Below are 12,004 nucleotides of genomic sequence, written 5' to 3'. Positions count from 1 at the left end.
GCGCGCGACAGACAGGAGCGATGATGGCGACATCGGACGGGTTCCACCCCGACTTCGATGAGACGGCGACGACACCCGCGCGCGACCGGGTCCATCACGTCAGGGCGTCGGAGATCAGCTCCGACACCGCGCAGTCGGAGGGGCTGCGGCGCTTCGCGGCGCTGTCCGGCAAGTCGGTCGGTGCGGAGAAGCTGTGGATGGGCGAGACGCACGCGTTGCCCCGAGCCGTGTCGTCCAACCACCATCACGGCGAATCGGAGACCGCGATCTATGTGCGAAGCGGCAATCCGGAGTTCGTGTTCCACGACGGCACGCAGGAGGTGCGCATCGCAGCCGCGCCCGGCGACTATGTCTTCATCCCGCCCTACCTGCCGCACCGGGAGGAAAACCCCGACCCGAGCACACCGGCGGAGGTCGTGATCGCGCGCAGCACCCAGGAGGCCATCGTCGTCAACCTGACCGCGCTGTACCCACTGAAAGACGCTCGGTAGCAAACGATTTCGGTGAGCTCGGCCCAGGAAGCTTGATCCGCCGGGCATAAGACGTTTTAATACGTCTCATGGCCGGCAGGGCGTTGGATCTCGACGGCACCGACCTGCGAATAAGGCGCGGCAGCGTGCCCGCGAGCACCCAGCTCGCCGAGGAGCTCAAGGCGCAGATCGTTCAGCAGCGCCTGCCCCGCGGGGGGCGGCTGCCCAGCGAACGGGAGTTGATCGAACGCTCGGGCCTGAGCCGGGTGACCGTGCGCGCCGCGGTGGGGATCCTCGAGCGCCAGGGCTGGCTGGTTCGCCGACAGGGGCTGGGCACGTTCGTCGCGAACCCGGTGCGGCAGGAACTGGGCTCCGGCGTGCGCACGATCACCGAGGTCCTGGCCAGCTCCGGCATCACCCCGCAGGTGGATGTGCTGTCGCATCGCGTGGGTGAGGCGCCGCAACGGGTGGCCGAGACGCTGGGCCTGTCCAAGGTGCTGTGCATCAACCGGCGTTTCCGCGATGGGGACCGGCCGCTGGCCTTGATGACGGCCTACCTTCCGCTCGGGCTGGGCAAGGCCGTCGAGCCGCTGACGTCCAAGGCGCCGGGCGCGCAGATCAGGTACGCGATGGAATCCACCTACACCATGTGGGAGCGGGCGGGGGTCCACATCGCCCGCGCCACCCACGAGATCCACGCGGCCGGCGCCTCCCTGGAGGTCGCCGCCGCGCTGGACCTGCCGAAGGGCTCGCCGGTGCTGGTCCTCGAGCGCACCAGCTACACCGACGCGGACAAACCCGTCGAGGTGGTGGAGTTCCACTATCGCCCCGAGCGATACCGGTTCTCCGTCACGCTGCCCCGGACGATGCCCGAGCCCGGCGCCGGAATCGTCGAGATTCGCGATCGCAGCTGAACGATTCCCGCGCCGGCTCACTCAGCGAATTCTCAACAGATTCTTGGCTGCCGGCTGGCTCGGCTCAAAGGATCCGCAAAGTCACCGGCCTCAGCATTGATCCCATGACGAGTGAGCCGCTCTGCGCAAGCCTGATCGAGCGCTACCTGTGCACGCGCGGCAGCCGGTACTTCCGCGGCGCGCACGACGGCGAATACTTCTACGTCGCCAACACCCGTCCGCGCCGGCTTCACGTTCACCTCGAGATCGCGCCCGGGCATCACGACGTGTTGCTCATTCGGGTCGCCCCCGCCTGCTTCTTCCCCGCCGCCGACCGCCCGTGGCTGACGCATCTCGCCGACGCGTGGAATCGGCGGGACCGCGAGGTCACCGCGATCGTGCACGCGTCGTCCGATCCCCAGCGCATCGGTGTCGTCGCGCGCCGCTCGCAATGGATCCGGGGCGACGTCGCCTTCGAGGACTTCGCCACTTTCGTCGACCGGACCGTCGGGGCCGCGATCGAATTCTTCGGCGGGTTGGCCCCGGTCGTCGAGCAGCCGTCGCAGCCGTTGGTGTTGGACGCCGGCTGAGCGAATTGCGCGACGCCGCAGGCGTTTCCGCTCAGGCCACCAGAACGGCGTCCAGCGCCGAGTAGAACAGGCCCAGCCCGTCGTCGGACGGACCGGTCAGCGCCTCGATGGCATGCTCGGGATGCGGCATCAGCCCGACGACGCGGCCGTTGGCCGAGCTGATGCCGGCGATGTCGTGCAGCGAGCCGTTGACGTTGTCGTGGTAGCGGAACACCACCCGGCCCTCGCCCTCCAGCTCATCGAGCACATCGGCGGGCGCCACGTAGCGGCCCTCGCCGGACTTCAGCGGCACCAGCAGGTCGGCGCCGGGCTCGAAACGTGAGGTCCACGCCGTCGCGGTCGATGCCACCCGCAGCCAGACGTCGCGACAGATGAAGTGCAGGCCCGCGTTGCGGGTCAGGGCGCCGGGCAGCAGGCCCGCCTCGCAGAGGACCTGAAAACCGTTGCAGATTCCCAACACCGGCATGCCGCGCTGCGCGGCGGCGACCACTTCCGTCATCACGGGAGCGAACCTGGCGATGGCGCCCGCCCGCAGGTAGTCGCCGTAGGAAAAGCCGCCGGGCACCACCACCGCGTCGACTCCCTTGAGGTCGGCGTCGCCATGCCACAGGCTGACCGCCTCGGCGCCGACCCGGCGCACGGCCCGCGCGGCGTCCACGTCGTCGAGCGTCCCGGGAAAGGTGATGACGCCGATTCGTGCGGTCACAGCGCTTCCCGGCTGATCGTCCAGTCCTCGATGACGGTGTTCGCCAACAGTGATTCCGCGATCTCGGCAAGCTCCGAATCGTCGACGGTGTCGTCGACTTCGAGCTCAAACCTCTTGCCCTGCCGGATATTTGAGACCCCGGTGTGGCCGAGTCGGCCCAGCGCGCCGACGATGGCCTGACCCTGGGGGTCGAGAATCTCCGCTTTGGGCATCACGTGCACGAACACCCGGGCCACCGGCGCTCCTCCTGTAGATCTCGCTCGGCGCTCACTCTACCGGCGGCTCACGGGCACGATGCGATGTAGGCCTCGCACAACGGCGCGGTCATGGCGTCCAGCACCGGATCGTCCGCCATCGAGGGCCAGGGTACCTGCGGCGGACCCGACGACCACAGCGTGAGCTCGGTGATCGTGCTGCTCGCGACGTGCGCGACCAGGTAGGTGTGCATGACGACCGGTCCGCTGACGACGGCCGCCATCCGGTTGGGCTGGTCGGTGGTGATCGACGGCGACTGCTGCGGCGCCCCCTGCTGGCAGCCGCGCAGCGCGGCGACGGCACGACCGAACACCGAGGCCGCCGCGGCGCCGCCGCGGGAGGTGTCACCGCGCCAGTGCAGGATCTGCGCCTGCAGCTGCCACTGGTCGTCCGGGTGGGCGACGGTCGCCCGGGCCGCGACCGCCCAATCGCGCGGGTCCTGCGGCACCGTCGGCGCCGCGCAGAGCTCCTCGAACCGGAACCGCGGCCCGCTGCCGGTCACCTGCACCGCCAGGCCGGCCAGCGCCGGCCAGTTGTACACCGAGTTCAGCGGCACGGAGCGCTTCTGGATCCATGCGGTGTCGGGGATCTGGTCACACACCGGCGGGCAGGTCTGCGGCTCCGCGTGCCCGGGTACCACGACGACGAGGGCCACCGCGAGGCCGCCGGCGACCAGCATCGTCGCCAGGATCACCCGCATCGGCATCACCCCTCAGGGCACAATCGTAAACATGGAACTGACGCATTTCGGCCATTCCTGCCTACTCGCCGAGTTCGATGACGCGCGTGTGCTGTTTGACCCCGGTACGTTCGCGCACGGTTTCGAGGGGATTACCGGCCTGTCCGCCATCCTCGTCACCCACCAGCACCCCGACCACATCGATATCACCCGGCTGCCGTCGCTGCTCGAGGGCAACCCCGACGCCCCGCTGTACGCCGATCCGCAGACCACCGCGCAGCTCGGCGAGCCGTGCCGGGCGGTGCACGTCGGCGACGAGCTGCACATCGGTGGGCTGACCGTTCGCGCCGTCGGCGGGCGACACGCCGTCATCCACCCGGAAATCCCCGTGGTGGAAAACATTTCGTATCTCGTCGGCGACGGGGACCACCGCGCGAGGTTCATGCATCCCGGTGACGCGTTGTTCGTGCCCGACGAGCCGGTGGACGTCCTGGCGACTCCGGCGGCCGCGCCGTGGATGAAGATCGCCGAGGCCGTCGACTACCTGCGTGCGGTCGCACCCGCCCGCGCGGTACCCATTCACCAGGGGATCATCACTCCCGACGCGCGGGGCATCTACTACGGCCGCCTCAGCGAGATGACCAGCACCGAATTCCAGGTGCTGCCCGAGGAAAGCGCGGTCACCTTTTAAGCGCGAGCAGACGCAAAAGTACCCGACACGCCGAGCGAAAAGGGGATTTTGCGTCTGCTCGCGACACAAGCTAGGTGATTTCGTCGGCGGCGGAGCGACCGGCGGCCCGGCCGGAGAATATGCAGCCGCCCAGGAACGTGCCCTCCAGGGCCCGGTAGCCGTGCATGCCGCCACCGCCGAACCCGGCGACCTCGCCGGCGGCGTACAGCCCGGGCAGCGGAGTGCCGTCGGCCTTCAGCACCCGTGCGGCCAGGTCGGTCTCGATGCCGCCCAACGTCTTTCGGGTCAGGATGTGCAGCTTGACCGCGATCAGCGGCCCGGCTTTCGGATCGGTCAACCGGTGCGGCGCCGCCACCCGGCCCAGGCGGTCGCCCAGGTACGTGCGCGCAGCGCGGATCGCGGTGATCTGCCCGTCCTTGCTGAACTTGTTGGCCACCTCGCGGTCGCGGGCGGTGACCTCGGATTCCACCGTCGCGTAATCCAGTGGGACCACGTCGGGCAGCTTGTTCATGCCGGTCACCAACTCGCGCAACGAGTTTGCGCTGACGAAATCCACGCCCCGGTCGACGAAGGCCTGCACCGGCCCCGGCGCGCCGAAGCTGATCCGGTTGCGCAGCAGCTGCGTCACGCTCTGCCCGGTCAGGTCCGGGTTCTGCTCCTGACCGGACAGCGCGAATTCCTTCTCAATGATCTTGGCGTTCAAGATGAACCAGGTGTAGTCGTACCCGGATTTCGTGATGTGCTCCAGCGTGCCCAGGGTGTCGAAGCCGGGAAACAGCGGAACCGGCAGCCGATTTCCGGCCGCGTCCAGCCACAGTGACGACGGCCCGGGAATGATCCGGATGCCGTGCAGCGGCCAGATCGGGGCGTAGTTGGTGATGCCCTCGGTGTAGTGCCACATCCGGTCGGGGTTGATCACCCGCGCGCCGGCCCGCTGCGAGATGCCGATCATCCTGCCGTCCACGTGGGCGGGGACCCCGCTCAGCAGTTGCTCGGGGACGCGGCCCATCCGCGTGGGCCAGTTCTTGCGCACCAGGTCGTGATTGCCCCCGATGCCGCCGCTGGTCACGATCACCGCCGAGGCGCGGAACTCGAATTGCCCCACCGGCTTTCGCGACGACGGCACACCGCGAGGTTCGGCCGACGGCTCCAGCACCGTGCCGCGCACACCCGTCGCCGCGCCGCCCTCGACGATCAGCTCGTCAACCTGGTGGCGGTGCGCGAAGCGCACGGTCGAGCGGTCCCGCAGCCGGCGCGCGAAGATCTCGACCAGGGCGGGCCCGGTGCCCCACGTGATGTGAAAGCGGGGCACCGAATTACCGTGCCCCTGCGCGCTGTAGCCGCCGCGCTCGGCCCAGCCCACCAGCGGAAAGATCTTCAGGCCCCGCTCGCGCAGCCAGCCGCGCTTCTCCCCGGCCGCGAAATCGACGTAGGCATGCGCCCACTGGCGCGGCCAGTAGTCTTCGGGACGGTCGAACGCCGCGGTCCCCAGCCAGTCCTGCAGCGCGAGTTCGTGGCTGTCGCGGATGCCCACGCGCCGCTGCTCGGGGCTGTCGACGAAAAACAGGCCGCCGAACGACCAGAAGGCCTGCCCGCCCAGGTTGGCGCTGTTCTCCTGCTCGACGATCAGCACCCGCAGGCCGCGATCCACCAGCTCGCACGCGGCGACCAGGCCCGCCAGACCCGCCCCGACCACGATGGCGTCCGCCGCGAAACCGTCAGCTGAAGAGTCGCCCATGTGGCAACAGGGTAGTGGCCTACGCCCGGCGATCAGTCAGACGGCTTGGGTCATGCGGCGTCGACGACGGCCCTGTGGGGCCGCCACTGGTACACCGTGGGGGTGCAGCCGTGCATCGAAGCCAGGTCGACGGCGTCCAGCACGGCCTGCAGCGGGCCCGGTTTGCGCAATTGGCGGCCGGATATCGCGATGCGCACGATGCCGCCGCGACGGGCGATCCGGTCGGCGGACAGCACGACCATGCGGCACCACCACGGCTCGGCCAGGAAGCCCTCGCCGATGCCGAGCACGCGGGCGCGAACGGTGCTGTGGCGGACCAGGTCGGTGATCCCGTGCAGGTCGGCGAGCAGTCGAAAACCGTTGCGGGGCAACGCCTTGACGACGCCCGGCGACACCACCCAGCCCGGGGCCGCGAACAGCCGGGTGCGCAGTCCCAGATGCTCGAGCACCCGGTCGGCGGCGGTCAGCCGGAGGTTGGCCTCGTGCGCCCGCAGGATGGCGAACTCGCCGCGCCGCTTCTTGGTGGCCGGGTCGTCGTAGCCGTGCAGCACGATGGCGTCGCCGCCGGCGCGCCGCGCCGTCAGCCATTCGACCGTGCGCGGGTCGCGGTCCAGCCGGTGGTCGCCGGACAGCCGCGGGGCCACCAGCAACGACACCGGCACCCTGCGCGCGTCCATTTGCGCGCAGAACGCCTCGACGTCGCCCAGGGTGGGCTCCCCGATCCCCGAGACCGAGACGATCAGTTTTCCAGACACGCTTGCAGTTTGCCGACCTCAGGTGTCGGGACGGTGAAGGACACGCGGACGGCAGGCGTATTTCGATTCGCGCGGGCCCAGCAAACGCCCATCGGCGCCGGAGATCGATTCGATATGCTAAGCAACGCCATGGACAAGGCCCGTTCCGCGGCGGCCGACGCCCCGCCGCCCACCGCCCCCACCCGGCACGACGCCGGTGTGCACGGTTATCCCGACAAGCTGGACGCCGGGCTGTTGCGGATCTCCGGCGTGTGCATCCTGGCCACGGTGATGGCGATCCTGGACATCACCGTCGTCAGCGTCGCGCAGCGCACCTTCATCGACCAATTCGGTTCGTCGCAAGCCGTCGTCGGCTGGACGATGACCGGCTACACCCTCGCGTTGGCGACGGTGATTCCGGTGACGGGTTGGGCGGCCGACCGGTTCGGCACCAAACGGCTCTTCATGGGTTCCGTGCTGGCGTTCGCGCTGGGCTCGCTGCTGTGCGCGGTGGCGTCGAACATCTTGCAGCTCATCGTGTTTCGAATGGTGCAGGGCATCGGGGGCGGGATGCTGATGCCGCTGAGCTTCATGATCTTGACCCGCGAGGCGGGGCCACCGCGGCTCGGCCGCCTCATGTCGATCCTGAGCATCCCCATGTTGCTCGCCCCCATCGGCGGGCCAATCCTGGGCGGCTGGCTCATCGACACCTCCAGCTGGCGGTGGATCTTCCTGATCAACCTGCCGATCGGGCTGGTCACCATCGCCCTTGCGGCCATTGTGTTCCCACGTGATCACCCGGCGCGCTCGGAGACCTTCGACGTCGTCGGCGTGCTGCTGCTCTCCCCCGGCCTGGCGACGTTCCTGTTCGCGGTCTCGTCCATCCCGCGCTGCGGGACGGTGGCAGATCGCCGCGTGTTGATACCGGCGGCCATCGGCCTGGTGTTGATCGCCGGCTTCGTGGCGCACGCTTGGCGCCGGGCGGATCACCCGCTCATCGATCTGCGGCTGTTCCAGAACAAGGTGCTCACGCACGCCAATGTGACGATGCTGGTGTTCGCCACCGCGTTTTTCGGCGCCGGCCTGCTGCTCCCGAGCTACTTCCAGCAAGTGCTGCACCAGACGCCGATGCAGGCCGGCGTGCACATGATCCCGCAGGGCCTCGGCGCCATGCTGACCATGCGGCTGACCGGGCCGCTGGTGGACAGGCAGGGGCCGGGCAAGGTCGTGCTGGTCGGCATCGCGCTGATCACCGCCGGGCTGGGCGCCTTCGCCTACGGCGTGGCAAGACAGGCGGATTACCTGCCCACACTTTTGGCCGGGTTGGCGATCATGGGCCTGGGCATGGGCTGCACCATGATGCCGCTCTCGGTCGCGTCGGTGCAGGCGCTGGCGCCCCACCAGATCGCCCGGGGCACAACGCTGATGAGCGTCAGCCATCAGGTGGGCGGCTCGATGGGAACCGCGCTGATGTCGATGATCCTGACCAACCAGTTCAACCGAAGCGAGAACATCTCCGCGGCAAACAAACTCGCGTCGCTACAGCAGAAGGCCGCCGCCACCGGGATGCCGGTGGATCAAGCCGCGATACCCCGGCAGGCACTTGCCCCCGGCTTCGCCGGCAGCGTGCTGCATGACCTGTCGCACGCCTATACGGTCGTGTTCGTCATCGCGGTCGTCCTGGTGGTGTCCACCGTCATCCCCGCGGTGTTCCTGCCGAAGCAACCGGCGATCCAAACGGCCGGCGACGGTGTCTAGATTGGACGGTTGAGATGGCTCCGTTGATCACGCTGCTCGTGGGCACCATCGCAGCTCGCTGCATCGGCTGGCTCGGCGTCGGCTACGTCAACGGCTGGACGGCGGCGCTGGCCGTCGGATTGGCGGCGATGTTCCTGCTCACCGGGTTCGCCCACTTCGCGCCGCAGCTGCGCCGCGACCTCATCGCGATCGTGCCGCCCCGCCTGCCCGCACCCGGCTACCTGGTCACCATCACCGGCCTGCTCGAGCTGCTGGGCGCAGTGGGGTTGTTGCTGCCCGTGACGCGAGTGGCGGCGGCCGTGTGCCTGCTGCTGCTGATGCTGGCCATGTTTCCTGCCAACGTGTATGCCGCCCGGATGCCCGATCCGCCCAAGTCGATGACGACGCGGCTAGGGCTGCGCACCGCCATCGAGGTCGTCTTCCTGGCCGCGGCAGTAGCGGTCGCCGTCGGCAGCGGCTAGCAGCCAGGCGTATTGGAACGCGGTCTCCTCCCACGCCCGGTAGCGACCGCTGACGCCGCCGTGGCCCGCCGCCATCTGGGTCTTGAGCAGTACCGGGTTGCCGTTGGCGTTCGCGTGCCGCAACGCCGCGACCCACTTGGCCGGCTCGACGTAGTAGACCCTGGTGTCGTTCAGCGACGTCATGGCCAGGATGGCGGGGTAGCGCTTGCTCTCGACGTTCTCGTAAGGCGAATACGACTTCATGTAGGAGTAGACTTCGCTGTCGCTCAACGGGTTTCCCCATTCGTCCCATTCGGTGACGGTCAACGGCAGCGAGGGGTCCAGGATGGTGGTGAGCGGGTCGACGAAGGGGACCTGTGCGAGGATCCCGGCGAACAGATCCGGGGCCAGGTTCGCCACCGCGCCCACCAGCAGACCACCCGCGCTGCCGCCCAGCGCCACCAGCTGTCGCGGCCGGGTCAGGCCCGAGTCCACCAAATGCCTTGCCACCGCGATGAAGTCGGTGAAGGTGTTCTTCTTCTCCAGCAGCTTGCCGTGCTCGTACCAGAGCCGGCCCATCTCGCCGCCGCCGCGGACGTGCGCGATGACGAACGCCATGCCCCGGTCCAGCAGCGACAGCCGCGCGATGGAAAAGCTCGGGTCGGTGCAGATCTCGTAGGCTCCGTAGCCGTAAAGAACTGTGGGCGCCGGGAACTCGAGGCCGGCGCGGTGCACGATCGACACCGGGATCATGGCGCCGTCGTCGGCGCGCACCCAGTCGCGGCGCTCCACGTAGTCGGCGGGTCGGTAGTCGCCGAGCACGGGCTGCTCACGCAGCAGGACCCGCTCACCGGTGGCCAGGTCGAGGTCGTAGATGCGCGTGGGAATGACGAGTGACCCGGCCCTGATCCGCAGCTTGGGCGACTTCCAATTCGGATTGCCCGCCAGACCGGACGACATCAGCTCGGACTCGAACGAGATCTCTTCGGGCTCACCGTAATCCCCGTCGGAGCCGATGGGCCAGAGCTGGATTCGCGGCAACGCCTCGCGCCGGTAGCTGACCACCAGGTGATCCGCGAAGGCGTCCATGCCGTCGAGCCGCACATCGTCGCGGTGCGGGATCAGGGTGCGCTGTTGCGCCGGATCGCTGACCGGCGCCTCGGTGAGCGTGAAGTTCACCGCGCCGTCGTTGTGCAGGATCAGGAATCGGTCCTGACCCCCGACCACCGCGTGCTCCACCGAATACTCGACGCCGTCGCGCCGGGGGAGCACCACCGTGAACTGCGCGCCGGGGTCGGCGGCGTCCGCGTAGCGGACCTCGGAGGTGATCGACGAACCGGACGCGATGAATACGTAGGCTTCGCTGCGGGTGAGCCCGACCCCGAGCCAGAAGCGTTCGTCGGCTTCGTGATACACCAGCTCCGACGGCTCGCCGGTGCCGAGCCGGTACCGCCACACCTTGTCGGGTCGGTGGGCGGCGTCCAGGGTCGTGTAGTAGACGGTTCGGTTGTCGGCGGCCCAGGTGACGCCGGCGCCGACGTCGGCGATCTCGTCGGGAAGCATCTCGCCGGTGCGTAAGTCTTTGAACCGCAGCGTGTAGCGTTCGTCGCCGATCGTGTCGACGGAGTAGGCGAGCAGGTTGCCGTCCAGGCTGACCATGGCGGCGCCCAGCGCGAAGAAGTCGTGTCCCTCCGCCTCGACGTTCGAGTCGAGCAAAATCTGCTCGCCTGGGATCTCGGTGTCCTCGTCCAGCTGCGGCGGGGTCCAGTCGTCGGGATCGGCCACCGCACAACGGCATTGCACACGGTATTGCTTGCCTTCGAAGGTGCGGGCGTAGTACCACCAGTCGCCCTGACGGGTCGGCACCGAGAGGTCGGTCTCCTTGGTGCGGGCCTTGATCTCGTTGAAAATCTGCTGCCGCAACGGTTCGAGGTGCGCCGTCACCTGGTCGACGTAGTCGTTTTCGGCCTCGAGGTAGGCGATGACCTCGGGGTCTGTTTTCTCACGCAGCCACTCGTAGGGGTCGACGAACACGTCCCCGTGGTGCTCCCGCCGGGTCTCCACCCGCTTGGCGACCGGGGGTGAAAGCGACTGGGCAACCGACTTCGTCATGCGCCCGGCCCGATCCAGTCGTCGAAGCTCATGCCGGAGATCCGTTCGTAGGCATTGATGTAACGGTCACGGGTGGCGTCGATGATGTCCTCCGGCAGCGGTGGCGGCGGTTGCGAGCCGTGCCGGTCCCAGCCGGACTCGGGGCTGGTGAGCCAGTTGCGGACGAACTGCTTGTCGAAACTCGTCTGCACCACGCCCGGCCGGTAATCCGCGGCCGGCCAATACCGCGAGGAGTCGGGCGTGAATATCTCGTCGGCCAGCACCAGGTTGCCGTCGCGGTCGGTGCCGAACTCGAACTTGGTGTCCGCGATGATGATTCCCTTCGTCAGGGCGTGATCGGCGGCCTGGACGTAGATCCGCAACGTGCGGTCGCGCAGCTGGTTGGCGCGCACCGCGCCCACCATCTCGATCACCCGGGCGAACGGGATGTTCTCGTCGTGGTCGCCCAGCGCCGCTTTCGTCGCCGGGGTGAACAGCGGCGCGGTGAACTTGCTGGCCTCGACCAGACCCGGCGGCAGCGGGATGCCGCACACCTTCCCCGTCGCCTGGTAGTCGAGCAACCCCGAGCCGGTCAGGTAACCGCGGGCCACGCATTCCACCGGGAGCATCTCGAGCTCCCGCACCACCAGGGCGCGGCCGAGCACCTCGTCGGGGATGCGCGGGTCGTCCGGCGGGCCGGCCAGGTGGTTGGGGGCTCCGTCAAGCTCCGAGACGAGGCCGAAGAAGAACACGCTCATCGCGGTCAGGATGCGGCCCTTGTCCGGGATCGTGCTGTCCAGCACGTAGTCGAAGGCGGAGATGCGGTCGGTCGCGACCAGCAGCAGGTGCTCGTCGTCGACGCGGTAGAGCTCACGGACCTTGCCGCTGGCCAGATGGCGGTAGTCGGACAGTGCGGGGCGCATCGGGTCAGCGTATCGGGCGCCGCACGGCGGGCCCCG

Annotated in this window: 12 protein-coding genes and 1 pseudogene; 6 read left to right on the top strand and 7 right to left on the bottom strand. The window is 68.7% G+C overall.

What is annotated here, in order from left to right:
* The first annotated feature begins 23 nt into the window (after positions 1-23).
* The 3 genes from OQ968_RS00630 to OQ968_RS00620 all read left to right on the top strand — a co-directional run bounded on the left by OQ968_RS00630 (position 24) and on the right by OQ968_RS00620 (position 1,953).
* A complete protein-coding gene (locus OQ968_RS00630; RefSeq protein ID WP_324673658.1) occupies positions 24-491 on the top strand; it encodes a cupin domain-containing protein in 468 nt (155 codons plus the stop codon).
* 68 nt (positions 492-559) lie between these two features.
* Entirely contained in the window at positions 560-1,384 is an 825-nt protein-coding gene (locus OQ968_RS00625) for a GntR family transcriptional regulator (RefSeq protein WP_324673656.1), read from the top strand.
* Between the two features lie 104 nt (positions 1,385-1,488).
* The gene (locus tag OQ968_RS00620) at positions 1,489-1,953 is read left to right on the top strand and encodes a hypothetical protein (protein ID WP_324673654.1); all 465 of its coding nucleotides are present in this window, start codon (positions 1,489-1,491) and stop codon (positions 1,951-1,953) included.
* Positions 1,954-1,984: 31 nt separating this feature from the next.
* Here the strand turns inward: OQ968_RS00620 and purQ are convergent, their stop codons facing one another.
* The 3 genes and pseudogenes from purQ to OQ968_RS00605 form a co-directional block, all read right to left on the bottom strand.
* The gene (gene purQ / locus OQ968_RS00615; protein ID WP_324673652.1) at positions 1,985-2,659 is read right to left on the bottom strand and encodes a phosphoribosylformylglycinamidine synthase subunit PurQ; all 675 of its coding nucleotides are present in this window, start codon (positions 2,657-2,659) and stop codon (positions 1,985-1,987) included.
* Complete coding sequence (gene purS, locus OQ968_RS00610; RefSeq protein WP_324673650.1) at positions 2,656-2,895, bottom strand: phosphoribosylformylglycinamidine synthase subunit PurS; 240 nt, start codon at positions 2,893-2,895, stop codon at positions 2,656-2,658. The genes purQ and purS overlap by 4 nt, the downstream gene beginning before the upstream one ends.
* A gap of 47 nt (positions 2,896-2,942) precedes the next feature.
* Positions 2,943-3,669, bottom strand: a pseudogene (locus OQ968_RS00605) (ATPase).
* On the opposite strand from OQ968_RS00605, the gene OQ968_RS00600 reads away from it, so the two are divergent.
* Positions 3,646-4,284 carry an MBL fold metallo-hydrolase gene (locus OQ968_RS00600; RefSeq protein ID WP_324673648.1) on the top strand — a complete coding sequence of 213 codons (639 nt, stop codon included), beginning with the start codon at positions 3,646-3,648 and terminating at the stop codon, positions 4,282-4,284. The pseudogene OQ968_RS00605 and the gene OQ968_RS00600 sit on opposite strands and share 24 nt — an antisense overlap.
* A gap of 70 nt (positions 4,285-4,354) precedes the next feature.
* On the opposite strand, the gene OQ968_RS00595 is transcribed toward OQ968_RS00600, so the two are convergent.
* Both OQ968_RS00595 and OQ968_RS00590 read right to left on the bottom strand, forming a co-directional pair.
* On the bottom strand, positions 4,355-6,022 hold the full coding sequence (locus OQ968_RS00595; RefSeq protein WP_324673646.1) for an FAD-binding dehydrogenase: 1,668 nt from the start codon (positions 6,020-6,022) through the stop codon (positions 4,355-4,357).
* A 50-nt stretch (positions 6,023-6,072) separates the two neighbouring features.
* Positions 6,073-6,777, bottom strand: a complete 705-nt coding sequence (locus OQ968_RS00590) for a DUF2334 domain-containing protein (protein ID WP_324673643.1) — start codon at positions 6,775-6,777, stop codon at positions 6,073-6,075.
* Between the two features lie 114 nt (positions 6,778-6,891).
* Here OQ968_RS00590 and OQ968_RS00585 point away from each other — a divergent pair, with 114 nt between their 5' ends.
* Both OQ968_RS00585 and OQ968_RS00580 read left to right on the top strand, forming a co-directional pair.
* On the top strand, positions 6,892-8,514 hold the full coding sequence (locus tag OQ968_RS00585; RefSeq protein ID WP_324673640.1) for a DHA2 family efflux MFS transporter permease subunit: 1,623 nt from the start codon (positions 6,892-6,894) through the stop codon (positions 8,512-8,514).
* A gap of 14 nt (positions 8,515-8,528) precedes the next feature.
* Positions 8,529-8,975 (top strand): DoxX family protein, encoded by a 447-nt coding sequence (locus OQ968_RS00580; protein WP_324673637.1) that lies wholly within the window; start codon positions 8,529-8,531, stop codon positions 8,973-8,975.
* On the opposite strand, the gene OQ968_RS00575 is transcribed toward OQ968_RS00580, so the two are convergent.
* Both OQ968_RS00575 and OQ968_RS00570 read right to left on the bottom strand, forming a co-directional pair.
* Positions 8,904-11,066 (bottom strand): S9 family peptidase, encoded by a 2,163-nt coding sequence (locus OQ968_RS00575; RefSeq protein WP_324673635.1) that lies wholly within the window; start codon positions 11,064-11,066, stop codon positions 8,904-8,906. The genes OQ968_RS00580 and OQ968_RS00575 overlap by 72 nt on opposite strands.
* Positions 11,063-11,968: a phosphoribosylaminoimidazolesuccinocarboxamide synthase gene (locus OQ968_RS00570; protein WP_324673633.1), complete on the bottom strand. Its 906-nt coding sequence runs from the start codon at positions 11,966-11,968 to the stop codon at positions 11,063-11,065. Before OQ968_RS00570 ends, OQ968_RS00575 begins: the two co-directional genes overlap by 4 nt.
* Positions 11,969-12,004 lie beyond the last annotated feature (36 nt).

Origin of the sequence: Mycobacterium sp. 663a-19 (genome assembly GCF_035616495.1) — a bacterium.
In the GTDB taxonomy this organism is placed as follows: domain Bacteria; phylum Actinomycetota; class Actinomycetes; order Mycobacteriales; family Mycobacteriaceae; genus Mycobacterium.
This window is presented reverse-complemented; position numbering and strand designations above follow the sequence as displayed.

Excerpts from the sequence above, each read along its gene's own strand:
- OQ968_RS00595 (WP_324673646.1), bottom strand. The coding sequence starts at position 6,022 with ATGGGCGACTCTTCAGCTGACGGTTTCGCGGCGGACGCCATCGTGGTC.
- OQ968_RS00575 (WP_324673635.1), bottom strand. The coding sequence starts at position 11,066 with ATGACGAAGTCGGTTGCCCAGTCGCTTTCACCCCCGGTCGCCAAGCGG.
- OQ968_RS00600 (WP_324673648.1), top strand. The coding sequence starts at position 3,646 with ATGGAACTGACGCATTTCGGCCATTCCTGCCTACTCGCCGAGTTCGAT.
- OQ968_RS00570 (WP_324673633.1), bottom strand. The coding sequence starts at position 11,968 with ATGCGCCCCGCACTGTCCGACTACCGCCATCTGGCCAGCGGCAAGGTC.
- OQ968_RS00630 (WP_324673658.1), top strand. The coding sequence starts at position 24 with ATGGCGACATCGGACGGGTTCCACCCCGACTTCGATGAGACGGCGACG.
- OQ968_RS00620 (WP_324673654.1), top strand. The coding sequence starts at position 1,489 with ATGACGAGTGAGCCGCTCTGCGCAAGCCTGATCGAGCGCTACCTGTGC.
- OQ968_RS00580 (WP_324673637.1), top strand. The coding sequence starts at position 8,529 with ATGGCTCCGTTGATCACGCTGCTCGTGGGCACCATCGCAGCTCGCTGC.
- OQ968_RS00585 (WP_324673640.1), top strand. The coding sequence starts at position 6,892 with ATGCTAAGCAACGCCATGGACAAGGCCCGTTCCGCGGCGGCCGACGCC.
- OQ968_RS00625 (WP_324673656.1), top strand. The coding sequence starts at position 560 with ATGGCCGGCAGGGCGTTGGATCTCGACGGCACCGACCTGCGAATAAGG.